The organism is Mucilaginibacter glaciei (assembly GCF_014773245.1).
GTDB lineage: Bacteria > Bacteroidota > Bacteroidia > Sphingobacteriales > Sphingobacteriaceae > Mucilaginibacter > Mucilaginibacter glaciei.
Genome location: NZ_JACWMX010000003.1, coordinates 189,141 through 215,018 on the forward strand (window position 1 = coordinate 189,141; position 25,878 = coordinate 215,018).

General features: G+C 43.6%; 21 protein-coding genes. 12 read left to right on the top strand and 9 right to left on the bottom strand.

What is annotated here, in order from left to right:
• Positions 1-21: 21 nt before the first annotated feature.
• Both IDJ76_RS08405 and IDJ76_RS08410 read right to left on the bottom strand, forming a co-directional pair.
• The gene (locus IDJ76_RS08405) at positions 22-345 is read right to left on the bottom strand and encodes a DUF5615 family PIN-like protein (RefSeq protein ID WP_191162718.1); all 324 of its coding nucleotides are present in this window, start codon (positions 343-345) and stop codon (positions 22-24) included.
• A complete protein-coding gene (locus IDJ76_RS08410; protein ID WP_191162720.1) occupies positions 329-568 on the bottom strand; it encodes a DUF433 domain-containing protein in 240 nt (79 codons plus the stop codon). The genes IDJ76_RS08405 and IDJ76_RS08410 overlap by 17 nt, the downstream gene beginning before the upstream one ends.
• Before the next feature lie 40 nt (positions 569-608).
• Between IDJ76_RS08410 and IDJ76_RS08415 the strand changes: the two genes are divergently transcribed.
• Positions 609-1,517 (top strand): serine hydrolase, encoded by a 909-nt coding sequence (locus IDJ76_RS08415; protein ID WP_191162722.1) that lies wholly within the window; start codon positions 609-611, stop codon positions 1,515-1,517.
• A 2-nt stretch (positions 1,518-1,519) separates the two neighbouring features.
• On the opposite strand, the gene IDJ76_RS08420 is transcribed toward IDJ76_RS08415, so the two are convergent.
• Positions 1,520-2,008 carry a VOC family protein gene (locus IDJ76_RS08420; RefSeq protein ID WP_191162724.1) on the bottom strand — a complete coding sequence of 163 codons (489 nt, stop codon included), beginning with the start codon at positions 2,006-2,008 and terminating at the stop codon, positions 1,520-1,522.
• A 181-nt stretch (positions 2,009-2,189) separates the two neighbouring features.
• Here IDJ76_RS08420 and IDJ76_RS08425 point away from each other — a divergent pair, with 181 nt between their 5' ends.
• The 6 genes from IDJ76_RS08425 to IDJ76_RS08450 all read left to right on the top strand — a co-directional run bounded on the left by IDJ76_RS08425 (position 2,190) and on the right by IDJ76_RS08450 (position 10,510).
• Entirely contained in the window at positions 2,190-4,982 is a 2,793-nt protein-coding gene (locus tag IDJ76_RS08425; protein WP_191162726.1) for an outer membrane beta-barrel protein, read from the top strand.
• A gap of 64 nt (positions 4,983-5,046) precedes the next feature.
• Positions 5,047-5,676, top strand: a complete 630-nt coding sequence (gene yihA, locus IDJ76_RS08430) for a ribosome biogenesis GTP-binding protein YihA/YsxC (RefSeq protein WP_191162728.1) — start codon at positions 5,047-5,049, stop codon at positions 5,674-5,676.
• Positions 5,677-5,833: 157 nt separating this feature from the next.
• Positions 5,834-6,688, top strand: a complete 855-nt coding sequence (locus tag IDJ76_RS08435; RefSeq protein WP_191162730.1) for a UbiA-like polyprenyltransferase — start codon at positions 5,834-5,836, stop codon at positions 6,686-6,688.
• Positions 6,676-7,284, top strand: a complete 609-nt coding sequence (locus tag IDJ76_RS08440) for a Crp/Fnr family transcriptional regulator (protein WP_191162732.1) — start codon at positions 6,676-6,678, stop codon at positions 7,282-7,284. The genes IDJ76_RS08435 and IDJ76_RS08440 overlap by 13 nt, the downstream gene beginning before the upstream one ends.
• Before the next feature lie 448 nt (positions 7,285-7,732).
• A complete protein-coding gene (locus IDJ76_RS08445) occupies positions 7,733-8,662 on the top strand; it encodes an NAD-dependent epimerase/dehydratase family protein (RefSeq protein WP_191162734.1) in 930 nt (309 codons plus the stop codon).
• A gap of 147 nt (positions 8,663-8,809) precedes the next feature.
• Positions 8,810-10,510, top strand: a complete 1,701-nt coding sequence (locus IDJ76_RS08450) for a M3 family oligoendopeptidase (RefSeq protein ID WP_191162736.1) — start codon at positions 8,810-8,812, stop codon at positions 10,508-10,510.
• A 124-nt stretch (positions 10,511-10,634) separates the two neighbouring features.
• Here the strand turns inward: IDJ76_RS08450 and IDJ76_RS08455 are convergent, their stop codons facing one another.
• Positions 10,635-13,169, bottom strand: a complete 2,535-nt coding sequence (locus IDJ76_RS08455) for a TonB-dependent receptor domain-containing protein (protein WP_191162738.1) — start codon at positions 13,167-13,169, stop codon at positions 10,635-10,637.
• A gap of 370 nt (positions 13,170-13,539) precedes the next feature.
• Positions 13,540-16,449 (bottom strand): leucine--tRNA ligase, encoded by a 2,910-nt coding sequence (locus IDJ76_RS08460; protein ID WP_191162740.1) that lies wholly within the window; start codon positions 16,447-16,449, stop codon positions 13,540-13,542.
• Positions 16,450-16,599: 150 nt separating this feature from the next.
• On the opposite strand from IDJ76_RS08460, the gene IDJ76_RS08465 reads away from it, so the two are divergent.
• On the top strand, positions 16,600-16,983 hold the full coding sequence (locus IDJ76_RS08465; protein WP_191162742.1) for a DUF1634 domain-containing protein: 384 nt from the start codon (positions 16,600-16,602) through the stop codon (positions 16,981-16,983).
• A 45-nt stretch (positions 16,984-17,028) separates the two neighbouring features.
• Entirely contained in the window at positions 17,029-17,244 is a 216-nt protein-coding gene (locus tag IDJ76_RS08470; RefSeq protein WP_191162744.1) for a KTSC domain-containing protein, read from the top strand.
• Positions 17,245-17,262: 18 nt separating this feature from the next.
• On the opposite strand, the gene IDJ76_RS08475 is transcribed toward IDJ76_RS08470, so the two are convergent.
• Complete coding sequence (locus IDJ76_RS08475; RefSeq protein ID WP_191162746.1) at positions 17,263-19,698, bottom strand: outer membrane beta-barrel family protein; 2,436 nt, start codon at positions 19,696-19,698, stop codon at positions 17,263-17,265.
• Between the two features lie 200 nt (positions 19,699-19,898).
• Between IDJ76_RS08475 and IDJ76_RS20780 the strand changes: the two genes are divergently transcribed.
• Positions 19,899-21,185 (top strand): serine aminopeptidase domain-containing protein, encoded by a 1,287-nt coding sequence (locus tag IDJ76_RS20780; protein ID WP_224746254.1) that lies wholly within the window; start codon positions 19,899-19,901, stop codon positions 21,183-21,185.
• 75 nt (positions 21,186-21,260) lie between these two features.
• Here IDJ76_RS20780 and IDJ76_RS08485 read toward each other — a convergent pair whose 3' ends face one another.
• Positions 21,261-21,701 (bottom strand): DinB family protein, encoded by a 441-nt coding sequence (locus tag IDJ76_RS08485; protein ID WP_317173955.1) that lies wholly within the window; start codon positions 21,699-21,701, stop codon positions 21,261-21,263.
• Positions 21,702-21,833: 132 nt separating this feature from the next.
• On the opposite strand from IDJ76_RS08485, the gene IDJ76_RS08490 reads away from it, so the two are divergent.
• Positions 21,834-23,606 (top strand): DUF885 domain-containing protein, encoded by a 1,773-nt coding sequence (locus IDJ76_RS08490; protein ID WP_317173956.1) that lies wholly within the window; start codon positions 21,834-21,836, stop codon positions 23,604-23,606.
• A gap of 12 nt (positions 23,607-23,618) precedes the next feature.
• Positions 23,619-23,813 carry a DUF5808 domain-containing protein gene (locus IDJ76_RS08495; protein ID WP_191162750.1) on the top strand — a complete coding sequence of 65 codons (195 nt, stop codon included), beginning with the start codon at positions 23,619-23,621 and terminating at the stop codon, positions 23,811-23,813.
• Between the two features lie 133 nt (positions 23,814-23,946).
• On the opposite strand, the gene IDJ76_RS08500 is transcribed toward IDJ76_RS08495, so the two are convergent.
• Entirely contained in the window at positions 23,947-24,243 is a 297-nt protein-coding gene (locus IDJ76_RS08500) for an FtsB family cell division protein (RefSeq protein WP_191162753.1), read from the bottom strand.
• A gap of 201 nt (positions 24,244-24,444) precedes the next feature.
• Entirely contained in the window at positions 24,445-25,806 is a 1,362-nt protein-coding gene (locus IDJ76_RS08505; protein WP_191162754.1) for a DEAD/DEAH box helicase, read from the bottom strand.
• Between the last annotated feature and the right edge of the window lie 72 nt (positions 25,807-25,878).

Here is a 25,878-nt window from a genome sequence, read left to right on the forward strand (position 1 = left end):
CAAAGATAGGAAAAACAGCACTTATGAAATAATGATTACCGGGCCGTTGGCTACGCCATTTAGTAAATGCTCTTTAATTTTGACGGTTAAAGTTGTTAAAACAGCATAGGTATTAATTGGCGCAGTTAGTACAAAAACTAAAATGGTGTATTTTTTGAAATTTTGCTGATGCTGTAAGTTTTTATCGAAAGTAAGTAGCGCGTCGAAATTATTTTGAATTAGCAATTTTAAGAGTTCACCATTTTGAATTCCGTTCCAACCCATATCTCCAACGGTAAAGATTTCGTGTTCGGCGAAGTCGAGTTTTAATTTTTTAGGGAGGTTTTCGTCAAGCAACAGCTTCATAAAGCTTTAAAATATCTTTTGAAGTAACGATCTTGTTGGCCATATCTAATAAGGCCACTGCCTGCTCTTTAGCAACAGAAGGGAAATCTTCTAAAAATTCATTCAACGAAACTCCGGCCTCTAAGTGGTCAAATAAAGATTCGACAGGCACCCGCGTCCCTGTGAAAACAGGTTGGCCGCTTAAAACATCGTTATCGATATTAATAACTTTTTGAATTTCCATAAGATAAAGATACATAACTTTAGCTATCAATAAAAATCACATGAAGTACACCCTGGCCATTCTATTTTCGCTTATAACAGTCGCTGCCTTTGCCCAAACTGATAAAAAACTCACCGCCGAATTGCAAAGCGCTGTTAAAGGTTTTAACGGGCAGGTTGGTGTTTATGTGCAAAATTTAAAAACGGGTAAAACAGCCGCTATAAACGCCGATACTCTGTTTCCTACGGCCAGTATGATCAAGGTGAGCATATTAAGCGGCCTGATGGATAAGATTGAAAAAGGTGAGCTTAAATACAATCAAAAACTGGTCTACCGCGATTCGTTGTTATATGCCGGCGAGGATATCCTGGGTTCTTTTAAAGATAAAGACACTATCCAGCTGAGTAAGGTAGCTATGCTGATGATAACTATGAGCGATAACACGGCCAGCCTTTGGCTGCAAAAACTGGTTGATGGCAAGTACATAAACAACTGGCTGCAGGACAACGGCTTTAAAGTACTCCGGGTAAATTCGAGAGTGGCCGGGCGCGAAGACATCCGGAAGATATTTGGATGGGGCGTAGCAACCCCTTTTGAAATGGCACGCTTGTTTACCCTGATCAAACAAGGTAAAGTGGTGAGCCCGGCGGCAAGCGAGCGTATGCAGCGAACGCTTAACCGCATCTATTGGGACGAGAATGCACTGTCGCAGATCCCGCCCTATGTACAGGTGTTTTCCAAGCAGGGTGCGGTAGATGCTTCGAGATCTGAAACCGTGTTAGTTAACGCCCCGCATGGCGACTACGTTTTTAGCATTATGACCAACAATAACAAAGACCAGCGCTGGACAGCCGATAATGAGGCATCCGTAATGATCAAAAAGATCTCGGCACTGTTATATCATTACTTTGAACCCGGCGACAAATGGAAACCTGCCGCAGGGATAGACAAATACATGACTAACGAATAAGCCTATTTTAATAAGGCCAGCAAACCGGGAATATCCAATTGCCGGGTGTACATGGTCAGGTTGCCCTGCTCATCTAACGGCCAGTCTGTTTTGGGGCGGTCCCAGTATAATTCTACACCATTCTCGTCAGGGTCGTTCAGGTAAATCGCTTCAGATACGCCATGATCCGCTGCTCCGCTGAGCGTATACTTAGCGTCTATCAGCCGTTGTAAAATCGCGGCCAGGTCTTTACGCTCAGGGTATAAAATAGCGGTATGGTACAAACCCGGTGCATATTCGGGAGCGGGGGAAGCACCTTTACTTTGCCAGGTATTCAACCCGATGTGATGATGATAACCACCTGCTGATACAAAAGCGGCTTGATCGCCGTACATGGTCACTAATTCAAAGCCCAGCAAGTCGCAGTAAAAAGCCATCGACTTTTGCAGGTCGCTCACTTTTAAATGCAGATGGCCAATCCGGGTTTGAGCGGGTATTTTATAACTTTCCATTTTCAATTTTACTAATAAAACAAATATATGTGTTTAAACATATATTGCACAATGGCTGATGTAGAGTAATTGTAATTTTTGCTTTGTAACAACATGGTTAATATTAGTTATGATGTTAACATATTGACCTTTATCAAAATATTTTACACATTTTTAGGAATAATTACAGCCCACCTGTTACATGTCTAAAATTCTACTGCTGCCGCTGCTGCTTTTTGTGTGTTTTAATCTGCAAGCGCAAACAAAAACGGTTCAGGCAAAGGCAATAATTAAAGGCAGGGTGATTGACTCATTGAATAATACACCTATTGAATTTGCGACGGTGGCGATTTTAGATTACCGCGACACTACAGGCACCCTGCTATCTTACACCATTACAGATAAAGCGGGTGCCTTTAACCTGCATAATATTCCGAGGGGCATCCCTATTAAGGTATTTATATCTTTTGTGGCCTATCAGCAATACCGAAAAATTATCACGACAGATAAGACTGATGTAGTAGATCTTGGCACGATCAAACTGAACATCAAAGAATTGAACACCGTTACCGTAACCGGCGAACGGATGCCCATCGTGATTCGAAAGGACACCATTGAATTTAATGCCGAGGCGTTTAAAGTGAGGCCGAATGCTGTTGTTGAAGACCTGCTGAAAAAGCTGCCGGGCATGGAAGTATCAAACGATGGCAGCATTACGGTAATGGGCAAGGCCGTGAGCAAGGTTTTGGTGGACGGGCACGAGTTCTTTTCGGGCGATACGCGGATGGCCACCAAAAACATCGACGCCGATATGATAGACAAGATCCAGGTGTATGACGACCGCGACAACGATCCCGACCACCTGGTACTCGAAGCAAAACTGAACAAGATTGTCAACCTGAAATTCAAAAAGAAGTACAAGAAAAGCATCTTCGGTAAGGGCTACGGCGGAGCGGGTACGAGCGAGCATTACCAGGCCGGCGGATTGGTGAACTCTTTCAGGGATACTTTACAAATCAGCGTATTGGGCTCGTCAAATAACTTGAACAGTACAGGATTCGATTTTAATGACCTTTATACCTCTGGCGGGTTGGACCGTGGGGGCGAGGCAATACAACGGGCAGGCTTGGCATTTGGTGGGGGTGGAAGTGGCAGGCAAAAGGCCACCAGCGCCGGTGTAAATATCAATACCGACTATGGCAAAAAGTTAAAGATAAACCTGGCTTATGTTTATAAAAGCGATGTAGGCGAATATAATTCTGTTACCAGGAGGCAACAGTTCCTGACCGATACTATACTGTTTACCAACTCGGCCACTAAGCGGAATAATGATAATTACGGGCACTCGATAAGTAGTACGGTGGTTTGGCAGCCAAACGATAAAACCCGTATCAGGTACACGCCGTATTTAAATATTAATAGCAATAATTCGGCTACGGCAAACGCAGCGAACAGTTTCAGCAATTTTATAAACCCGGTAAACAATTCCGCTAACACCGGCAGTTCGAGCGGTAATACGTTTAGTTTTTCACAATCATTCAACTATAATAAACAACTCAAAAAGAAAGGCGCTTCAATCAATATCGATCATAGCTTTTCCATTAGCCCGCGTAACAATATTAATTACGATAACACCAGCCTCACCTCGTATATAACTGCTTTTCCATCCTACTCATTCAGGCAACTGGGCGATACCCGCAGCCGTAATACCGACGTCAGTTTATCATCAGGGATCAACTATCCTTTAACCAAAGCTGTTACGGTAGATCTTACCGCCCAGGGGAGCTTTACGCACAGTTTAGATAAAATATCTACTTACGATTATAACCCAGTAACCGGGCTTTATGATAGCTTTTTGCTCGAAAAAAGCAGCGACCTTAACCGCGATAGATGGATGCAGACTATTAACCCCGGTGTTACTATTAACCTGCCAAAGGATGCAAGGATCAGGCTGCACTTTAACACACAGTTTCAACAGGTAAACAATATGTTTGGCCGTAACTCGGCCAATCTCGACCAACAATTTGTTTTCTTTATGCCGAATATAAACTTCAGTGCGAAGGGTTTTTCGGCAAGTTATAACCGATACACATCGCTGCCTAACATTGGCGATCTGGTGCCTTACACTGTCGTGTTTAGTCCGTCATACTCTGTTACCGGTAACCCCAACCTAAAACCCGCCACAAGCGAAAGCTACAATCTTAACTACTCAAAATACAATTTCCAAAAAGGTATTAGTTACAACTTTAACGCATCGGCAGGCTTCTCTCATAACAGCGTTTTCAGGCAGCGTACGCTCGACGCGCAATTGGTAGAGACCAGTACCCCTATTAACCGAGATGGCCGGTATAATTTGAATGCAGGCGGTTACATTAACAAGCAGGTGAAGAAAGAAGGCGACTTAAAACTTAGCCTGACCACCAATTTTAATATATCAAAAAATCACGATTTTTTTGTGCTAAACCGAATGGATGGTTTCCAGGATTCATACAGGGGTACTATCTCTGAGCATCTTTCGCTTGAATATAAGGAAATTTTCCAGATAGATCCCACGTATTCGCTTAACCAGGTTTATACAACCTATACCGGTTTCGACTACAATAATCAAAAATACCTAACCCATAACGTAAACGCCCACTTTACCGTTTACATGCCTTTTAAAGCCAATATCGATGGTACCTATAATTACAGCTACAACCCGCTGGTACCGGCCGGTTTTCAAAAGAGCTGCAACCTGCTTAACCTGAGCCTTGCCCGCCAGTTCCTGAAGAATGACCGCGGCGAGATCAAACTATCATGTTATGACTTGCTTAACCAAAACATCGACACCTATCGGTCTATTAATCAAAACTCCGTTACCGATACCCAATCGCAGATTATCAGGCGGTATTTTTTATTGACCCTGCAATTCAAATTCACAAAGTCCACAGTTAAAAGCGATGATAAGCAAATGAAAAGCGGGCCGGCGATGATTTTTCCAAGCGGGAGGATGTAAACCGGGCAAACTCACCGGGTGAGGTGCTTTACCTGCTTAATTTACAAATCACTACCTTTGCAGTATGATCATTAAATCAGCCGACTTTATTTGCAGTAATACCCAGATTTCTAAACTGCCGCCACCTACCAAGCCCGAATATGCTTTCATCGGCCGCAGTAACGTTGGGAAATCGTCGCTGATCAATATGCTTACCCAAAAAAAGGGGTTGGCTAAAACATCACAAACCCCGGGCAAAACACAACTGATCAATCACTTTTATGTGAACGAGACCTGGTACATTGTTGATTTACCCGGTTATGGTTACGCCCGCGCATCAAAAAGTAAAAAGGCCGACTGGAATAAGTTCATCCAAACCTATCTGGATAAGCGCGAAAGCCTGCAATGTGTAATGGTGCTGATAGACAGCCGCCTGGAGCCGCAGAAAATAGACCTTGAATTTTGCAGCTGGCTGGGTGAAAAAGGCCTGCCTTTTGTGTTGATATTTACCAAGGCCGATAAGCAATCGAGCATCAAAACCGATCAGAATATTGCCAAGTTCCGCAAGGCTATTCTGGATATGTTTGACGAAGTGCCGCAGGTTTTTATCACCTCGTCAGACAATATGATGGGCCGGGAAGAAGTATTGGCATTTATCAGCAACATTAACCAGCAATTTGAAGTACCTGAGTACAACGAGGAACGTTATAGTTAAATTGAGCACAAACCATACTTCCCCTCTCAAGAGGGGATGAAGAAATTTAAAACGCATATTTTAGAACTTACTCCCAAACCCTCTCAAGAGGGGAATGAAGAAAGTTGAACACATATTTTAGAACACACCCTAACCCCTCATAAAAGGGGGCTTATATATGAAAAAGTATTTATCATTAGTAACCTTTTCCCACACCATATTTGCCATGCCGTTTGCCTTTATCGGCTTTTTTTTGGCGGTAACCACTACCAATCATCAATTCGAATGGCAAAAGCTGGTTATGATGCTTTTATGCATGGTATTGGCGCGGAACTCGGCAATGGCCTTTAACCGCTACCTCGACCGCAATATCGATGCTAAGAACCCGCGTACCAAATTAAGGGATATCCCTGCGGGCAGGATCAGTCCGGCAGCAGCGTTAACCTTTACCTTAACCAATTGCGCGTTGTTTGTATTGGTAACTTGGTTTATTAACCCGCTTTGCTTCTATCTTTCGCCGGTGGCATTATTGGTGGTACTGGGTTATAGTGCAACTAAAAGGTTTACCGCGCTTTGCCACATGGTATTAGGGTTAGGCTTATCATTAGCACCTATCGGGGCCTATTTGGTGGTAACAGGTGCCTTTGCACTTACGCCGTTATTCTTTTCGCTTTCTGTACTGTGCTGGGTAAGCGGGTTTGATATCATTTACGCCCTGCAGGACGAAGACTTTGACCGCGAAGAAAAACTTCACTCCATCCCAGCCTGGCTGGGTAAGGTAAATGCTTTAAGGTTATCTACCTTTTTGCACATTTTATCGGCTTTTTTTGTGCTGATGCCCGTGTTTTACACCAACGTAGGCCTGCTTTACTATATCGGTATCGCATTCTTCTGCGCCATGCTTATCTACCAGCACCTTTTGGTAAAACCTAACGATCTGAGTAAAGTGAACATCGCATTTATGACCACTAACGGTATTGCCAGCGTGGTATTCGCCGCCTTCTTTTTGATGGATAGGGTATGGATGAGATAACAAATGTGCAGCTTTCCGCTTTCCGTGCGGGTATTGCGCCCTTTATTGTTTTTAACGAGGCGGAGTGGATCGTCTTTATTCAGCACATCTCAATTAAAACCTATAAAAAGAAACAGCATTTTGCCGAAGCAGGTAAAGTTTGCAATTACTTCGGCTTTATTTTAACAGGATCGGTACGGTATTATCATTTGGTTGAGGGGAATGACGTGACGGGCTACTTCAGCTTCGAGAACGAATTTACAAGTTCTTATAAAAGCTTCCTGACAGCAACACCTGCTATCAATTATATCCAGGCGCTGGAGCCAACGCAAATTGTAATCATCACCAAAAAAAATATGGATCTGATGCTGGCTAACCCCATGTTGGCCTACAAAATGGAACGTTTCGGAAGGTTGATAGCCGAGCATTACCTGATCTGTTATGAAGACCGTGTTGCTTCTTTTGTCACCCAAACGCCCGAGGAGCGCTACCTTAAATTATTAGAAACAGGCCGCGAGGTTTTACAGCGAATGCCGCAACATTACATAGCCAACTTTTTGGGCATAACCCCGGTATCATTATCCAGGATCAGGAAAAGGATTTTAAGCCCCTCCTAAATCCTCCCCGGTAGGGTGGATTTCATAACTTTTTCAAGTTCTCTACTTCACAAGCAGTCGCTCGGCTCCAGCCGGGTAACCAAGTATTATTAGGCCTCCGGCCGCCTCATCCTGTCGGCGGGACGCCGACAAATAGTCGTCACTCGGCTGGAGCCAAGCGAATGCGTTTTTGAACTACTCCACAAAATAACCCAATACTCTTATCTTAGATAACGTTCTGGTAATCACAAGCAGTCGCTCGGCTGCAGCCGGGTAACAAGTATTATTAGGCCTCCGGCCGCCTCATCCCGTCGGCGGGACGCCGACAAATAGTCGTCACTCGGCTGGAGCCAAGCGAATGCGTTTTTTAACTACTCTGCAAAACAACCCCAAATTCTTATCTTAAGATAACGTTTTGTTAATCAGCCACCACCTACATTTGTTTCATACAAATAAGGAGGAAAACAAGATGCACACAATATTAGGGGCAGGCGGCCCGGTAGCCAACGCACTAAGCCGCGAATTAATCAACCATAACGAAACTGTAAGATTAGTGAGCCGTAAACCGGTAACTATTACAGCCGATAACGTCAGCTGGAAAAAAGCCGACCTGCTCAACTATAACGAAGTGCTGGAAGCAGCCCGTGGGTCAAAGGTGATTTACCTATGCGCCGGTTTAGTTTACGATGCCAGAGTGTGGCAAGAGCAATGGCCTGTGGTGATGCAAAATGTGATTAACGTAGTGAAAGAAACTAAAGCCCGGTTTATCTTTTTTGATAACGTTTATATGTATGGCTTGGTTAACGGCCTTATGAAAGAAGATACACCTTATAACGCTACAAGCGCAAAGGGAAAAGTAAGGGCTATGATTGCCAATATGATCATGGACGAAGTTAAAGCCGGCAACATCCAGGCGACTATTGCCCGCGCGCCAGATTTTTACGGCACCGACAATATGCATAGTACATTTGATATGATGGTGCTGGATAAATATGCTAAAAAACAAACAGCACAATGGATAGGCGATGTTAACAAACTGCACAATTATATCTATATACCTGATGCCGGCCGCGCGATGTACCTGTTGGGCCAAGCCCCTGAAAGTGATAATCAGATCTGGCATTTGCCTACTGCACCGGCACGTAAGGGTAAAGAGTTTTTGGAACTGGCTGCTAATATCTACGGCGTAAAACCATCGTATCTTAGCCTGAAGAAATGGATGCTATGGGCGATTGGTTTGTTCCAGAAATTCGTTGGAGGCGTGGTAGAGATGTACTACCAATACGATCACGATTATATTTTTAACAGCGATAAGTTTGAAAAGGCCTTTAACTTTAAACCAACATCGTACGAGGATGGGTTAAAACAGGTTGCGGAAACAATTTATAAGAAACAGTAATAGCTAAGAGGTCCGCAGTCGGAAAGTCCGGAAGATTTATCTTCCGGACTTTTATGTTTTACTAACCATTTTGTCACTTACCTTCTTGCGGACTTTCGGACTTCTCAAATAATCTGCACATTTGCATATCTGCACATCAATAAAAACATGATACATAAAAAAACAAGAACATATATCCCCGCCGATCTGGAGATCAAATGGGAAACGCTGGAACCTATCTACCAGGAATTATCTGCCCGCCCTATCGGCTCGGTAGCAGAACTGGAAAAATGGCTGAAAGATGGCAGCGAGTTGCAGGCTGCCATGGAAGAGGATTTTGCCTGGCGATACATCCGCATGACCTGCGATACCAACAGTGAAGAATTGCTGGCCAATTTCCAGTACTTTGCTACCGAGATAGAACCTAAAACAGCTCCTTACAATAACGACCTGAATAAAAAACTGGTAGAGAGTGAATTTGTAAGCCAGTTGAGCGAGGAGAAATACTACATTATGCTGCGCGCGGTTAAAAAATCGCTGGAGCTTTTCCGCGAGGAGAATATCCCTTTGCAGACGGAGATTCAGGTAGAGCAGCAAAAATATCAATCGATCACCGGGGCTATGTCGGTACATATCGATGATAAAGAGTATACTTTAGAGCAGGCCTCCGTATTTTTAAAAGGTACCGACCGCGCTAAACGTCAGGAAGTTTGGGAAAAGATAACCGAACGCCGCCTGCAGGATAAAACCATATTGGATACCTTATTTGATCACCTGCGTGCCTTGCGCCATAAGGTGGCTTTGAATGCAGGTTTTGAGAACTTCCGCGATTACATGTTCCAGGCGCTGGGCAGGTTTGATTATAGCCCGCAGGATTGCTACGCCTTCCATGCGGCGATTGAAACTGAGATCGTACCCATCCTGCGCGAGCAGGCCGAAAAACGTAAAGCAGCTTTAGGTGTTGATTCGCTTAAACCCTGGGATATGGATGTCGACCCGTCAGGCAAACCAGCCTTAAAGCCCTTCAACAGCGGTGCAGAACTGGTAGAAAAATCTATTCAGTGCTTCAGTAATATTAACCGGTACCTGGGCGAGCGTTTAGAGATCATGAAAGAAAATAACCTGTTTGATGTGGAGAGCCGCAAAGGCAAAGCACCGGGCGGCTACAACTACCCGCTCTCTGAAACCGGCGCGCCGTTCATCTTCATGAATTCGGCAAATACCTTCCGCGATCTTACTACTATGGTACACGAAGGGGGCCACGCGGTGCATACCTTCCTGACTGCCGACCTGGAACTGAACGATTTTAAACATTGCCCAAGCGAGGTGGCCGAGCTGGCCTCTATGTCTATGGAGTTGATTTCGATGGATAACTGGGATGTTTACTTTGATAACGAAGAGGATCTGAAGCGTGCCAAACGGGATCAGTTAGTTGACGTGTTGAAAACCCTGCCCTGGGTAGCCGTGGTTGACCAGTTTCAGCATTGGATCTATACCAACCCCAATCATACCGACGCCGAGCGTACAGAAGCCTGGTTAAAGATCTATGAACCATTTGGTGCAGGCTTTGCCGATTGGAGCGAACACAAGGAGGCTGAACAAAACCTGTGGCAAAAACAGCTGCACATATTCGAGGTTCCGTTTTACTACATTGAGTACGGTATGGCCCAGTTAGGCGCCATTGCCGTTTGGAAAAACTATAAGGAAAACCCGGAGAAAGGCCTGCAGCAATATATGGATGCCTTAAAACTGGGTTACACCAAAACCATTAAAGAGATCTATGAAACTGCCGGGGTAAAATTTGATTTTAGCGCAGGCTACGTAAAAGAACTGGCCGAATTTGTAAAGGCCGAAATGGAAAAGATCTAAGCTGATCTATCGTTACGTTATTAATTAACGATTGCTTTTTAAAATAAGAAAGGGCCTTCAGATGATTCTGAAGGCCCTTTTAATTGTCTTGAATCCTGATTCTTAGAATCTTGATTCTAAATTATTATCTACCGCCGGCTGGGGCTGCACCACCACCGGTTTGATCGCCGCCTTGTATAACGTCGTCATTGTTAACGCCTTTCTTCTTCTTGTTAGGGTTAGCAGGCGCAAAGCTTACTTTACCAAAGCTGTAGCTAAACGTTACACCGAATGATTGGAACGGGATCCGTGTGCGTACGCTTTGTGTAAAGCCCGGGCTTGAGATTTCCTGGTTAAATGATTTATCAACCGCGAATGGCTGTATGGTATTGAAACCGATAGAGGCTTTCTTTTCCAGGAATTGTTTTTTGATGCCCAGTGCATAGATACCAAATGCCGGGCTCGAACCTTGTATGGTTCTGCGGGCCGAGTTAGAGAAACCAAATGCCTCCACTATAAAGTTTTTAGGCAGGGTTACACTTGCACTACCGAACATGGTAGACATTACCCTGGTTTTTAACGCATCGGGGTTAATAAAGCTGGCATATTGCGCGTAAACACTTGGGTTGTAGGTAAACACGTTGATGCTGGCGCGGATGGTTAAGGCCTTAATAGGGTTAATAGACCCAAAGAAGCTTGCACCAAGCGAATTGTTTGCCGCAACGTTGTTTTGAACAGTACGGTTAATTACAACACCGTTATCATTTACCGGGCTGGCAATACCTTCTATCAAATCGGCAGTGTGTTTGTAATAGGCAGATACGTTTACCACAGAGCTTTTAATGAATGCATTATAATTCAGCTCAACCGTTTGCGATACTTCCGGCGCAAGGTTAGGGTTACCTACGGTTTGGCTTTGCTGGTTGCTACGGTCAATAAACGGGTTTAAAACCTGCAGGCTTGGGCGTTGGATACGCTTGCTGTATGATAGTTTTATGGTATTTGCACCTAATACCTTTTGCAGGGTTAAACTTGGGATATAAGTGTTATAGCTGGCGGTGAATGGCTGTAATGTTTGTGCGTTAGTGCCACTTGCATAAGGCGTTTGCGGGTCACCTTCAATTTGGGTGTTCTCAAATCGGGCACCTGCTAATATCGCATAATTTTTAGGCAGGTTGATGGTAAATACCGAGTAACCCGCGTATACGTTTTGGTTGTAATCGTAAAGGTTTGAGTTTTGCCTGTCCAGTATCGGGTTGCTGCCGTCTGAGTTTACCGCGTAAATATCGTATAAACTGTTAATGCGTCTCTGGATAGTTTTACCACCCGCTTCTAACTTAAATACTTTGCTGATCGGTAAGGTGTAATCTGCCTGGGCGGTATACTCATTATTTTTACCATTGTTATTACCCGCCTGGTTAGGATACAGCGCGCTGAATAAGTTGCTATAGTCGGTTTTAATAATGCTATGGCTCCATTGTCCCGAAACCACAATTTCATGGCCTTCTTTTTTGAATTTATGCGTGTAATCAACGTTCCAGTCAAACCCGCTGAATTTATTACGTGAAGTAGTTGTACCTGTGTAAACCAGGTTTTTTGTAGGATCGAGTAGATTTTCGAAACTGTAGTTACCGCCGCCGGTCCTGTTAAAACCACCGTCATTTAAAGCCAGTGTGCTGTTAATACTATTAAAGCCATTAAACTCATAGCCTGCTGTGATAGATCCGCGTATACCATGGCGTTTAATTTCGCTGCTCGAGCTGTTGGTGTTGCGTTGGCTCACGCCAGGTGCAGTAAGCGTTTGGTTTAATTCTGTAAAAGACGTTTGCGGCCAGCCTGCGTTACCGCCTAAGTTGGCAGAGAAGTTAAAACGGTTTTTATTATAATTAAAGTTCATGTTACCGTTGTTTTGACGGGTACCTACACCACCGCTCACACTACCGCTCACGCCCGATGCATTTTTGGTTTTAGTGATGATGTTGATGATACCGCCCGAACCTTCTGCATCATATTTAGCAGACGGTGAGGTTAACACTTCAATACTTTTGATCTGATCTGCAGGGATGGTTTTCAACACATCACTTAAGCTTGCCGATGTTGCACCCGATGGCCTGCCATTGATCAATACCCTTACGTTCTGATCGCCGCGCAGGGCTACGTTGCCGTTCATATCTACCGATACCAAAGGCACTTTTTGCAAAACGTCTGTCGCGTTACCGCCTGCTGCTGTTAAATCCTTTTCGGCATTGTAAACGATCTTGTCAATCTTGTTTTCTATCAGCGGTACTGTACCAACAATCTGTACTTCTTTTAAAGCACGTGCACTTGGTGCAATAACTACCGAACCCATGTTATTATCTGGTTTAGATGCAGTTGTTACAACCGGGTCTATAGTTTTGGTTGGGTAGCCGATAAAAGATATGGTGATCTTGTAACTGCCCGCGCTGATATTGTCAAGCTTAAAGTTTCCTTTATCGTCTGTCAATACACCGTTGATAGGGGTTTTTGCGCCGCTTTTAAATAAGCTGATGGTTGCATAATCCACCGGCTTTTTTGACAGTGAGTCTATCACGGTACCCGATATACGGCCTTTGATAGATGAGCCACCACCCACGCCAAATTGCGCTTTGGCAGAAAGTGTAGCACAGAAAATTATAATTATAAGTAGTAATCGTTTCATATTCTGGTTATTTTGGTATTAAGAGGCGAAATTGGCTAAAATGTTACAGCCCGATTATCGTTTTATGTAAAATATCTGTAACTGTCATGTAGATGTTACACTAAGGCGACTGAGAGGTACTGGTTGGTTAGCTTATATAAGGGCTAATTCAGATTAGCCTTCCATCATGTTGGATTTACTTCAGTATCCCTATTGCAATATGTTGAATTTGCTTGCCGCCTATCCGGAGAGGTCCCGAAATAAATTCGGGATAACGTTTCTTTTATCTATGTCATTCTGAACTTGTCGATCATTCTTTACTATGTCAGTTGAGCTTGTCGAAGACTCATCGCGTGGCTAATAGTCCGACAAGCTCAAATGACATTAATGTTTATACTACAATATTAACGATCCGGCCTTTTACCACGATCACTTTCTTGGGCTCCTTGCCGTCCAGGTATTTCAGCACATCGGCGTGCGAGCGGATGGCGGTTTCAATCTCGGTATTATCCATTGTTAATGAAAAACTGATATTGGTTTTCATTTTACCGTTGATAGATACCGGGTAGCTGAATTCATCCTCCACTAAATAAGCCGGGTTGAATTTAGGATAGGCAGCGTACGATAATGTGCTTGGCTCATTACCCAGTAATACCCAGAGCTCCTCGCAAATGTGCGGCGCGTAGGGCTCCAGGATGATCACCAGATCATGCAGGATGGCGCGCTTGTTACATTTAAGATCTGTAAGCTCATTAACCGCTATCATAAAGCTGGATACGGAGGTATTGAAAGAGAAACGCTCCACGTCTTCCTCCACCTTGCGGATGATCTTGTGTAAAGCTTTCAGCTCCGCTTTTGTCGGCTCTGAGTTGCTTACGCTAAAGTTCCATTCGGCATCATGAAACAACCTCCAGAATTTACGCAGGAATTTGAAAACACCCTCAATTCCATTGGTGTTCCAGGGTTTGCTCTGCTCCAGCGGGCCTAAGAACATCTCGTACATCCTCAACGTATCGGCACCATAACGCTCAATCAAGTCATCGGGATTAACCACGTTAAACTTTGACTTCGACATTTTTTCGACCTCGACACCGCAGATGTATTTGCCTTCATCCAAAATAAATTCGGCGTCCATAAACTCCTGTCGCCATTTTTTAAATTTGGCGATATCAAGAATATCGTTATCAACAATATTTACGTCAACGTGAAGTTCAGTTTCATATGCTAACTGTTGCGTCACAACAAGTGGGTCAAGACTACTAAAATGAAATTGAAGCCCCCATTCGTTAAAAAGTTGTTGTTGCTCCGCTTTTGATATTGCCTTTTTCCATTCCTGATATTTATTTTTTGACAAATAATAACTTCTTACATTGCCATCATCAACTAAGTTCAAACGATACACAAAATTACTTCTTCCCTGTATCATCCCCTGATTAATAAGCTTTTTAAACGGCTCTTCTTCCACCACTTTGCCAATATCTTTCAGAAATTTATTCCAGAAACGGCTATACAACAGGTGCCCGGTAGCGTGTTCGCTTCCGCCAATGTACAGGTCAACATCTTTCCAGTATTCAATCGCTTCTTTCGATGCAAAATCCTGGTCGTTATTAGCATCCATATAGCGGTACCAGTACCAGCTGCTGCCTGCCCAGCCTGGCATGGTTGAAAGCTCATATTCTCCTTCTGGATGTTTCCAGTCCGTCGCCCTGCCTAGTGGCGGTTCTCCGCTTTCGGTTGGTAAGTATTTGTCTATTTCTGGCAACACCAATGGCAATTCGCTTTCATCGATCAGGTAAGGCAAGCCATTTTTAAAGTAAACGGGTACCGGCTCGCCCCAGTAACGCTGACGGCCAAAAATGGCATCGCGCATCCTGAAGTTTACCTTTGCTTTACCTAAGCCCAGTTCTTCCAGTTTGGCAATTACAGCTGCGGTTGCTTCTTTGTAACCTAAACCGTTGATGAAAGCCGAGTTTACATATTTACCTTCCTTGGTAGGGTCGGCTTCGGTATCCATCTGCTGGATATCCATAATCCGGATAATAGGCAGGTTAAAATGTTTGGCAAACAGGTAATCGCGCTGATCGCCGCTTGGTACAGCCATGACTGCACCTGTGCCGTATCCGGCCAAAACATAATCGGCAATCCACACCGGGATCTGCTCGCCGTTCAGCGGGTTAGTTACATAACTGCCCGTAAATGCACCCGATACTGTTTTGGTATCGGCCATACGGTCCAGCTCGCTCTTCTTTTTGGTTAAGGTGATGTAGGCATCAATATCTGCCTTTTGCTCCGGCGTGGTCAGTGAAGCTACCAGCTCATGCTCGGGTGCTATTACCATGAAGCTTACCCCGAATATGGTATCGACACGTGTGGTGAAAACTTCTATATAGTTAGTAGCGAGTTGTGAGAGGTGAGTGGTTTCATCCAATGGAAACTTCACACTGGCACCAACGCTTTTGCCTATCCAGTTGCGCTGCATTTCTTTTAAGGGCTCGGGCCAATCTATCTTATCCAGGCCTTCTAACAAACGCTGGGCATAGGCGGTAATGCGCATGCTCCATTGCATCATTTTCTTTTGCTCAACAGGGTAGCCGCCACGCTCGCTAAAGCCATCTTTTACTTCGTCGTTAGCCAATACAGTACCCAGGGCGGCGCACCAGTTAACGGTACTTTCGCGCAGGTAGGTAAGGCGGTATTTTAAAAGTTCGGCCTGCTGGCTTTGCTCGCTCATGGCGTTCCACTCGTCTGCGGTAAAGCTTAGTATCTCTTCGTCGCACACGGCGTTGATGCCGCTGCTGCCGTTAGTTTCAAAATGTGCAACAAGGTCGGCAATGGGCTCCGCTTTATCAGCATCCTTGTTATACCAGCTGTTAAACAACTGCATAAAGATCCACTGCGTCCATTTATAGTACCCTGCGCTGCTGGTGCGTACCTCGCGGCTCCAGTCGAACGAGAAACCTATCTGATCCAGCTGCCGGCGGTAGGTGGCAATATTATCTTCGGTAGTTACAGAAGGGTGCTGGCCGGTTTGTATGGCATATTGCTCGGCAGGCAGGCCAAAGCTGTCGTAACCCATAGGGTGCAGCACGTTAAAACCTTTTAAGCGTTTGTAACGGGCAAAAATATCAGAAGCGATATAACCCAGCGGGTGGCCAACATGTAGCCCCGCACCGCTTGGGTAGGGGAACATATCCAGTACGTAATACTTGGGTTTATCAGAATTGTTTTTTGCAGCGAAGGTGTTGTTATCCGCCCAAAACTTTTGCCACTTCTTCTCTATATCTTTAAATTGATAGTCCATTTTATTATTTCCGCCTGTGAGGATGCGAAAATAACAAAATTGATTGATTACTGGTTGGTGAGTAATAAAAGACTACAATACAGATAGGGAAACATTAAAGTTGGAAGGCTACCTTATATCCATTAATTTCGGCATTACAGCGTAAATGTAATGACCGGAAAGTTCAAGGATAAAGACATGCAGGTAGTAATAGGGTGGGTGCTGCGTTTAGGCGTATTCATATCTATGGCTGTTGTTTTTATTGGTGGCGTTGTTTACCTGTACCGCCACGGCCACACCATTGCCGACTACAGCCATTTCAAAGGCGTGCCCGACTTTGTACAAACCATTCCCGGTGTTATTAACGGCATCCTCACCTTCAGGGGCAGGGCTATTATACAGGCCGGTATTGTCTTACTGATTGCCACGCCAGTAATAAGGGTAGCGTTTTCGGCAGTTGGGTTTATAATGGAGAAAGACCACCTGTACACCGTTATCACCTTTATTGTGCTGCTCATTATAATTATGAGTGCTGTAAGCGGCCACGCCGGCTGATAATAACTTTCAAAAACCGTTTTTATTTTCGATTGCTTTTATGATATGCAAAGGCATACAGTACAATCAACAGCATTGCAAAGTGTTGGCTATGATGCCAAGGCCAAAATACTCGAACTGGAGTTTAAAGATAATGGCGGCGTTTGGCAATATTTTGGCGTTAAGGTAACCATGTTTAAAAAATTTATCAGCGCTGAATCATTAGGTGCCTTCTTTGTGAAAAAGGTAAAGGGTAAATACCCGGAAATGAAAATTAATTAACACGATCAGGCTATAGAATTAAATGCCCCTTCTCATTCTGTTCTGTTCGGCTTCGTTACCTGTTTTTCTGCTCGGTGCGTCCTTAACCGTATTTTTGCCAAAGCGGTAACTAAAGCTTAATCTAAAAATCCTGCTTTCAGATTTATCTGTTTGGGTTAGGTCAAGCCCCTGAAAGTGGGTGGCATACCTATCTCTGTAGGTATTAAATATATCAGACACGTTTAAACTTAAAGACGACCTATTACCCGGCAACCTGGCTTTTAAGCCAGCATTTATAAAATACTGCGGCTTGAATTGGTTAACGCCGTAAGCGTTGGCCGTTTCATAACTTCCAAAAATATCGGCACTTAAAAATTTATTAAGCATGAAATTTTGTGTAGTGGTGGCTACCATATCTCCCGTTTGCTGGTTTAAATTTCCATATAGCGGGTACGATTTATAATGCTGGTAGGAAGCATTTATGCTGTAGCTGCTGTTCCACCAATTAAAAAAACGCACCGGAATGTTTAACGTTAAACCAAAAACATTAGACGTGCCGAGATTGACGTTGGTTAATACAGCAATTTTATTGGTGTTGTTTTGTATGTAATAGGGCAGGATCTGGTCTGTATTAAAATCGGCATAAATAGAAGTTGAGATCTTTTCATCGTAAATATGGCCGATAGAAATGGCATTGGTATATGAAGGTTTTAAGTATGGATTGCCTGCCTGATAGCTATACAGATCTAAAAACTGGAAAAATGGATTGAGTTTTTCATATTCAGGTCTTAATATTCCACGGCTAAAGCCAATATTAAATTGGTTCTTTTCGTTGGCTCTGTAATTGAGCAATACAGATGGAAATAAGTTAAAATATTTACGGGAGGTAACTTCGTTGTTAATTATTGAATTGCCTAAAGAACTGGTGTATTCACCCCTGATGCCGGTTTCCAGGTCGTATCGGCCGAATGAATTTCTATAATTCAAATACCCGGCACTTACCTTTTCGGTATAAATGTACTGGTTACTAAAATTTGGGTCGCTTACATAAGTATTGCCTACCTTGGGGCCAAAAACAAAGTCGTTATTGCTGTGGGTAGTGCTATACTTTAACCCAGCTTCTAACTTCCCGGTTTTGGACATAGATTTAGCGTAATCTAACAAGGCTGTCCAGTTATTACGGTTAGATGGCGACAAATTTTGTAACAGCAATGGGTTACGATAGGAGCTGCCTGCCGAATTGAAAAAATTGTTGGCGATATACTCATCATTATGGCGGTTAACAGGGGTATAGGTGAGGTTGGCCGATATATTGTCTCCTTTGTTATTTAATTTCCCGCTATAGTTAAGGTTATAATTAATGTTATTAAGCGCGCGGGCTATAGTTGATGAGGCTTTTATAACAGAATCTAAATTACCATTATTAGTAATTTTCAGTGTGTTGTCTTTTGCAAAGTCAACGTTAGTAACTGCCCCGTTTACTACTACACCAATTATGTGGTTCGGGCTAATGTAATAATCGGCACCAACTTTAAAGGTATGGCTCAAATACTGCTGCGTATTTGTATAAGTAGAGTTATAGTTACTTAAACCGCCTATGCTGGTAATGTTTCTGTCTGTATAGATATCTCTAAAACTCTTACGGGATTCGAGGTTATAGTTGCCAAAAATATTAACGTTGCTATTACGGCTGTTAAACAATATACCTGTATTGGCTTTGTAATAACGGCCGTAGCCTGCGGTGGCTGTATAGGTGCCATTGGTGCCGGTATTTTTACCTTTTTTAATAATAATGTTGATGATGCCACCGGCCGCGGCATCATACCTGGCAGAACCTGCACGGATAAGCTCGATCCTTTCTATGGTTGACCCTTGGGTGCTCCGAAGCAAGGTAGCCAGATCAGAAGTACTCAGGTTGGTAGTTTTGCCATCTATTAATATTAAAGCGGCCTGTTTACCACTAATACTCACATTGTCATTGTTATCAACCTTTACACCTGGCGATTGCCGCAGTATTTCTAATGCTGATTTTCCATCGGCCGTGATACTGGCCTGCGGGTTAATAATAATTTTGCCCGGGCGGGTTTCAACAAAAGGCGTTTTAGCAAATATCGATACTGCTTTAAGTTCAGTATTGGCTGGCATTAATATCATGCGGGGAACGGTAATGTCGCGGCCCGCGGTGAGCTGAAAGTTTTCAGACAGCGCGCGCTGGTAACCTAACCTGGTAACTAAAACTAAATAGTTGCCGGGTTTAATATTTTGCAGAATAAAAGCACCCGCAACATTCACCAATGCCGACGATACTACTGACGAATCTTGCTGGTTTAACAAAATTACTGTGGCGGCTTCTGCGGCAGTTTTATTTTGTAAAAAAACATAGCCACGTATTACCGGTGGTTTGGTTTGCGCGTAACTAAAACTATAAAAACATGCTATGAACGCTATCAGATAGCATCCTGATTTAACCCTCATTAATTGTTTTGTAGAAATTTTTCGATAGTATTTCCTTTAAAGAAAGCGTTAAATATAACAACAATATTACTATCGTTTATACTCAATGTTACCTTTTACGCATCTTTTTAAATAAATGTTGTTGGTTACGATAAGTATAAATTTAAAGGCATCCCTATTTTTGCTATTTTCGCAAAGCACAAATTTTCCCGTCCAAAAGAATGAAGAGATTATATGTTATTGCGTTGGTATTATTGGTTTCCGCTCAAATATCTGCACAAACTGCTCCGGCAAATTATGCAACGGCTTTAAATAAGTTTAAGCAGTTTTACAATAGCAATAAGCCCGACAGTGTTTATGCTATGTTTAGTCCCGAATTAAAGGCAAGCATTCCGGCAGATAAATGGAATTCAACAACAACACAGCTAAAAACCCAATTAGGCACCCTTGGGCTAACCGAATTTGTGGAGTACACTGCGCCAACTGCTATTTATAAATCGGTATTTGCGAATATTACTTTTTTGCTTAACCTTTCGTTAGACGGAAAGGGCAAACTCACGCAAATTTTCTTTAAGCCTTATAAAGATCCCTCAATAAATATCCCGGTTGATGCTTCTGTTGCCGAGTCACCTGTATCACTCAAAACATTGTCTGGTACTTTATCGGGCACGTTGGCAATGCCCAAAGGTGTATCAGGCAAAGTTCCGGTGGTTTTGATCATCGCCGGTTCGGGCCCTACAGATAGGGATGGTAACAACAATATGGGCAGTTTAAGTGGCAACACCTACAAAATGCTGGCTAACGAACTGGGCAAAAGCGGTATTGCGTCGTTAAGATATGATAAACGCATGATTGGGCAAAGCATCTCCTCAACCAAAACAAAAGAACTGCGTTTTGACGATTATGTGGATGATGCCGTTGGTTTGATAAACTTGCTTAATGACGATCAGCGTTTCTCAAAAGTAATTGTTTTAGGGCACAGCGAAGGATCGTTGGTGGGTATGCTGTCTTGCCGCGACCAGCCGGTTAAAGCATTTATATCTGTAGCAGGTGCGGGCCAGTCGGCAGATAAGATCATGACCGAGCAAATGAAATCGCAGCCTAAATATATTGCTGATAATTTTAAAACAATGCTGGATAGTTTAAAGAAGGGAAAATTCACTCCAAGCATCGACCCAAAGATCTACGCCATTGCCGGGCCGGATATGCAGCCTTACCTGGCATCATGGTTCAGGTACGACCCCACCCGAGAGATCAAAAAAATAAAATTACCCATGCTGATATTGCAAGGTACAACCGATATACAAGTAACCGTTGCCGATGCGGAAAAGTTGAAAAAAGCCGCCCCATCTGACGCTAAGCTGGTGATCATACCCGGTATGAACCATGTTTTGAAAGAAGCACCGGCCGACCGTGCCCTTAATGGTGCTACCTATACCCAACCCAGCTTACCGCTCAAGCCCGAATTGGTTAGCAGTATTGTTGACTTTGTGAAGGGATTAAAATAGATATGCAAATGTGTGGATGTGCAGATATGCAAATCAAAACATCTGCACATTTAAAATTTGCACATCCGCACATCTTTACGATTTCCAGATACCCAGCAACCTTCTTAACAATATGATCTCTGAAGTATGGTAGGCATTATGATCGGCCATTTGCAGGGCCTCACGTAAAATTGTCTGGCCCGTCCCATGCGGGATTTGTGCATAGATATCCCCGCTTTTTAATAGACTGATAAAAGCTTTGCGGTCGGTATTAATGCTGTCAATAGTTTTGTCCCACGCGGCATCATCGGCCGGGCTGCTCTCTTCGGGCCAATACTTATCGGGCCATTTGGGCGATTCGTGGCTGCCATCTTTACTAAATTCCAGCATATCCCATTGCGCAATGCGGATGTGTTCGGCCAGTTGCCAAATACTGTAGGGCAAATTATTTGGTTTGATACCGCGTTTATCGGCGGGTATGTCTGCCAGTGCATCTTTTAGGGTGGCATGCGCGCCGCCGCCTTCTAAAAGTTTCACAATTTCGGTTATTAAAATCTGGTGCTCGGCCATCATAAATTGCTTTTGCAGTTTAACAAATTATTTAACGGTTTGATTTTATATCCCCCAAATGTTTTAAGTTTATACATTCAAGCAAATAAGCATTAAACAGTGATAAAAAAGATACTATTACTTTCGTTTTACGTAGCGGCTTTCACAGCCTGTAAAAAAGATGGCCAGGGCGGCGAGCAACTCACTACTAAAGATGATGCCGCATTTACCTTATATGAAACGCATTTTTTAGATAAACTTTGGCAGTTAAACCCGGATTGGGCAACTACGGTTGGTTACCATAAGTATGATAGTTTACTTACTATCCCTACAGATAAAAGCCATAGTGAGATGGTCCATTTCACCAAGCAGCAAATGGACTCATTAAGCAGGTTCCCCGTCGGGAGTTTATCTGATGCAAATAAAATGGATTACCGTTTGATACAAAACCAAATGGAATCTATGCAATGGAACCTGGAACAACTGAAAGATTACCAGTGGAACCCATCATCTTACAATGTGATCAGCACATTCGCATATATCCTGAATGAAAATTATGCGCCGTTACCCAAGCGCCTGCGTAATTTCTATCAAAAGATGGCCTTTATACCAGCTTATTATAAAGAAGCCGAAAAACAGATCAAGAACCCTGTTGTAGAATTAACCCAACTGGCTATTGATCAGCATCTGGGTGGCGTTAGTGTGATAGAGAGCGACTTTGCCGATTCATTAAAAAAGACCAGCATCCCCGCCGCAGAACAAAAGCTGATGGTTGAGCGTGCCAAGGTATCTGCCGAAGCAATAAAGGGCTTTGCAGCCTGGTTAAAGGCGTTCAAGAACGATAAACCACGCAGCTTTAGGTTAGGGAAGGATTTGTATGAAGCTAAGTTTAAATATGACATCCAGGCCGAAGGCACCGCACAACAAACCTACAACGCTGCGGTTGAGCGTAAAAAATACCTGCACCGCGAAATGACTAAACTGAGCCGCCAGCTGTGGCCAAAATATTTTGGTACTAAAACAATGCCTAAAGATTCACTTGACCTAATCGCGCAGATGATAGATACACTTTCATCCAAACACGTTGCACCGGGCGAATTCCAATCGGCTATTGAGGCACAGATACCCAAACTTACCGCTTTCATAAAGCAAAAGGATTTGCTAACGCTCGATCCTTCTAAACCTTTAGTAGTACGTAAAGAGCCGGGTTATATGGCCGGAGTAGCAGGCGCGTCGGTAAGTTCACCGGGGCCTTATGATAAGGGCGGTAATACTTACTACAATGTGGGTAGCCTTGCGGGTTGGGCGCCCGAACGTGCAGAGAGTTACCTGCGCGAGTACAACCAATACATTTTACAGATCCTTTGCATTCACGAGGCTATCCCCGGGCATTATACGCAATTGGTTTACGCCAATAAATCGCCAAGTATCATCAAATCCGTTTTTGGGAATGGTGCGATGATTGAAGGCTGGGCAGTTTATACCGAGCAAATGATGCTGGATGCAGGCTTTGGCAACAGTGAGCCTGAGATGCGCCTGATGTGGTATAAATGGAACTTGCGATCGGTTTGTAATACCATATTGGACTATAGCGTGCACGCCAACAATATGACTAAAGAGCAAGCTGTTAAAATGCTGACTAAAGACGCTTTCCAACAACAGGCCGAGGCAGATAGCAAATGGAAGCGGGTAAGCGTGAGCAGTGTGCAGTTAACCAGTTATTATACCGGCTATAAAGAAATTACCGCCCTGCGCGATGAATGGAAAAAGAAGAAAGCCAATGCTTATAAGTTGAAGGAATTTAACGAGAAATTCCTGAGCTATGGCAGTGCGCCGGTTAAATATATTAAGGAGGCTATGTTTGCCGTGCCTAAAATAGATACCCGCAACTAATCATTAATATAAATGAACGAGCTAAACAACGATGACAACAGCCACTGGAAATGGGGGCTGATCTACTACAATCCGCATAACCCAAAGCTGATTATTAACAAGCGCTATGGCTTAGGCTGGACTTTTAACTTTGCGCACAAAGGCACCTGGCTGTTTTTGCTCATGGTTATTGGGGTAGTGGTATTAGTAAGGATATTGGTGGATTGAATAAACGATGTTATTATCCTGAACGATAGCGAGGTGTATTTGGAGTAAAGGTTCTATATCTTAGAGATAAAGTGACGACCTACCCTATTGGGGATTGCTTCGTACCTCGCAATGACGCCTGGAGAGTTTAGAGTTATTGTTTCTTCTCATGCACAATAACAAAAATATCTTCGTTATCTTTTTTCATGAGGTACTTTTCGCGGGCGAATTTTTCGAGTTTGGCCTTATCGGATGTCAGCTCATCCAGGTCTTTATTAACCTTTTCGGTTTCGGCTTTGTAAAATAGCTGCTCCTGTTTAAGCTTGTTAAGTTGCTGGTGGTACTCGTATTGGGAGAACAGGTCGTTGCGGTCAAAGAAAATCATCCAGATAACAAATGCTACTGTTGCCAGAAAGAATTTATTTTTGATAAGGTCAAAAAGGCGTCTCATTTGTGCAGGCTGTATTTTCACTTTAAAGCTATTTAATTTCTTTGAGGGATGCAAATTTAATTTAGTGCTTGATGATTAGCGCATAGAGATCGGAAAAATATCGTTATGTGCTGAAAATAAGGCACAAAAAAAGAGGTTGAAGGGTTAAAGCCAGCATTAACTAACCTCTAATCTCCAACCTCTGATCTTAGTTTTTAAAACCTAATCCCTGCGCCTTTGGCCTGATGATTTGCTTGCGCCACTCATGCCGCTGGCACCGCCGCGGCTGTTGGTTGGGCTACCACCACCACGGTGGCTACTTGGCCTGCCGCCTGCACCGGGGCGTTTGTTACCACCACCAGAACGACCGCCACCGCCGCCGCTTTTTCCTTTAGCAGGAGCGTTTTTGGCTTTACTCATCAGTTTCTCCGTCATCGATTGCATGCTCAACGGGTAAGGATGATCTTCCTGTACGGGGATATCCTTTGCTATCAGCTTTTGCACATCTTTTAGGAAATCAATTTCTTCCTCGCCATCACAAAAAGTAAGGGCAATACCGCTGGCACCTGCACGGCCGGTACGGCCAATACGGTGGACATAAGTTTCTGGTATGTTAGGGATCTCGTAGTTGATTACGTGGGTCAACTCATCAATGTCAATACCGCGGGCGGCAATATCTGTAGCTATTAAAACACGTGTAGTACGGTTTTTAAAGTTTGTCAGTGCGCGCTGGCGTGCGTTTTGTGACTTATTACCGTGGATAGCCTCGGCAGTGATGCCGGCCTTTACCAGATCTTTAACCACCTTATCGGCGCCGTGCTTGGTACGGGTAAATACCAGCGCGGTTTTAATGTTTTTATCTTTTAAAATATGGTTAAGCAATAAACGCTTATCGTTTTTTTCTACAAAGTATAACGACTGCTGTATGGTATCGGCAGTTGACGATACCGGGGCAACCTCCACCTTGGCGGGTTTCTGCAAAATAGAATCGGCCAGGCTCTGGATCTCGTTAGGCATGGTAGCGCTAAAAAACAGCGTTTGCCTGTTTTGCGGCACCTTGGCGATGATCTTTTTAACATCGTGCACAAAACCCATATCCAGCATCCGGTCTGCCTCGTCCAATATCAGCATTTTGATCTGATCTAAGTGCACATGGCGCTGGTTCATCAGGTCTAACAAACGGCCCGGTGTGGCTATCAGGATATCTACACCGCGGCGCAAAGCATCAACTTGTGGGTTTTGCGATACACCACCAAAAATCACCAGGTTTTTTAAGCCGGTGTTTTTACCGTAAGCGGTAAAGCTTTCGCTGATCTGGATGGCCAGTTCGCGGGTGGGGGTCAATATCAGGGCCTTGATAGATTTTTGCTCCTTGTGTTTTTGTTTATCTAAAAACAATAATTGCAAAATAGGAATAGCAAAAGCGGCTGTTTTACCGGTGCCGGTTTGTGCGCAGCCCAAAAGGTCGCGGTGTTGTAGTATAAAAGGTATTGCTTGTTCTTGTATAGGGGTAGGGGTTGTATAACCCTCTGTTTTTAAAGCCTTTAAAATAGGCTCAATTAAATTTAAATTTTCGAATGACATGTATTGTTTGTAATGTATATGTGCTAACGCGAAGCATTAAGCGGATCTGAAGAGTGTGTAATGATCAAAACC

What these genes read in the sequence shown, in the direction of transcription:
- IDJ76_RS08405 (WP_191162718.1), bottom strand. Translation starts at nt 345, where the DNA reads ATGAAGCTGTTGCTTGACGAAAACCTCCCTAAAAAATTAAAACTCGAC.
- IDJ76_RS08410 (WP_191162720.1), bottom strand. Translation starts at nt 568, where the DNA reads ATGGAAATTCAAAAAGTTATTAATATCGATAACGATGTTTTAAGCGGC.
- IDJ76_RS08415 (WP_191162722.1), top strand. Translation starts at nt 609, where the DNA reads ATGAAGTACACCCTGGCCATTCTATTTTCGCTTATAACAGTCGCTGCC.
- IDJ76_RS08420 (WP_191162724.1), bottom strand. Translation starts at nt 2,008, where the DNA reads ATGGAAAGTTATAAAATACCCGCTCAAACCCGGATTGGCCATCTGCAT.
- IDJ76_RS08425 (WP_191162726.1), top strand. Translation starts at nt 2,190, where the DNA reads ATGTCTAAAATTCTACTGCTGCCGCTGCTGCTTTTTGTGTGTTTTAAT.
- yihA (WP_191162728.1), top strand. Translation starts at nt 5,047, where the DNA reads ATGATCATTAAATCAGCCGACTTTATTTGCAGTAATACCCAGATTTCT.
- IDJ76_RS08435 (WP_191162730.1), top strand. Translation starts at nt 5,834, where the DNA reads ATGAAAAAGTATTTATCATTAGTAACCTTTTCCCACACCATATTTGCC.
- IDJ76_RS08440 (WP_191162732.1), top strand. Translation starts at nt 6,676, where the DNA reads ATGGATGAGATAACAAATGTGCAGCTTTCCGCTTTCCGTGCGGGTATT.
- IDJ76_RS08445 (WP_191162734.1), top strand. Translation starts at nt 7,733, where the DNA reads ATGCACACAATATTAGGGGCAGGCGGCCCGGTAGCCAACGCACTAAGC.
- IDJ76_RS08450 (WP_191162736.1), top strand. Translation starts at nt 8,810, where the DNA reads ATGATACATAAAAAAACAAGAACATATATCCCCGCCGATCTGGAGATC.
- IDJ76_RS08455 (WP_191162738.1), bottom strand. Translation starts at nt 13,169, where the DNA reads ATGAAACGATTACTACTTATAATTATAATTTTCTGTGCTACACTTTCT.
- IDJ76_RS08460 (WP_191162740.1), bottom strand. Translation starts at nt 16,449, where the DNA reads ATGGACTATCAATTTAAAGATATAGAGAAGAAGTGGCAAAAGTTTTGG.
- IDJ76_RS08465 (WP_191162742.1), top strand. Translation starts at nt 16,600, where the DNA reads ATGACCGGAAAGTTCAAGGATAAAGACATGCAGGTAGTAATAGGGTGG.
- IDJ76_RS08470 (WP_191162744.1), top strand. Translation starts at nt 17,029, where the DNA reads ATGCAAAGGCATACAGTACAATCAACAGCATTGCAAAGTGTTGGCTAT.
- IDJ76_RS08475 (WP_191162746.1), bottom strand. Translation starts at nt 19,698, where the DNA reads ATGAGGGTTAAATCAGGATGCTATCTGATAGCGTTCATAGCATGTTTT.
- IDJ76_RS20780 (WP_224746254.1), top strand. Translation starts at nt 19,899, where the DNA reads ATGAAGAGATTATATGTTATTGCGTTGGTATTATTGGTTTCCGCTCAA.
- IDJ76_RS08495 (WP_191162750.1), top strand. Translation starts at nt 23,619, where the DNA reads ATGAACGAGCTAAACAACGATGACAACAGCCACTGGAAATGGGGGCTG.
- IDJ76_RS08500 (WP_191162753.1), bottom strand. Translation starts at nt 24,243, where the DNA reads ATGAGACGCCTTTTTGACCTTATCAAAAATAAATTCTTTCTGGCAACA.
- IDJ76_RS08505 (WP_191162754.1), bottom strand. Translation starts at nt 25,806, where the DNA reads ATGTCATTCGAAAATTTAAATTTAATTGAGCCTATTTTAAAGGCTTTA.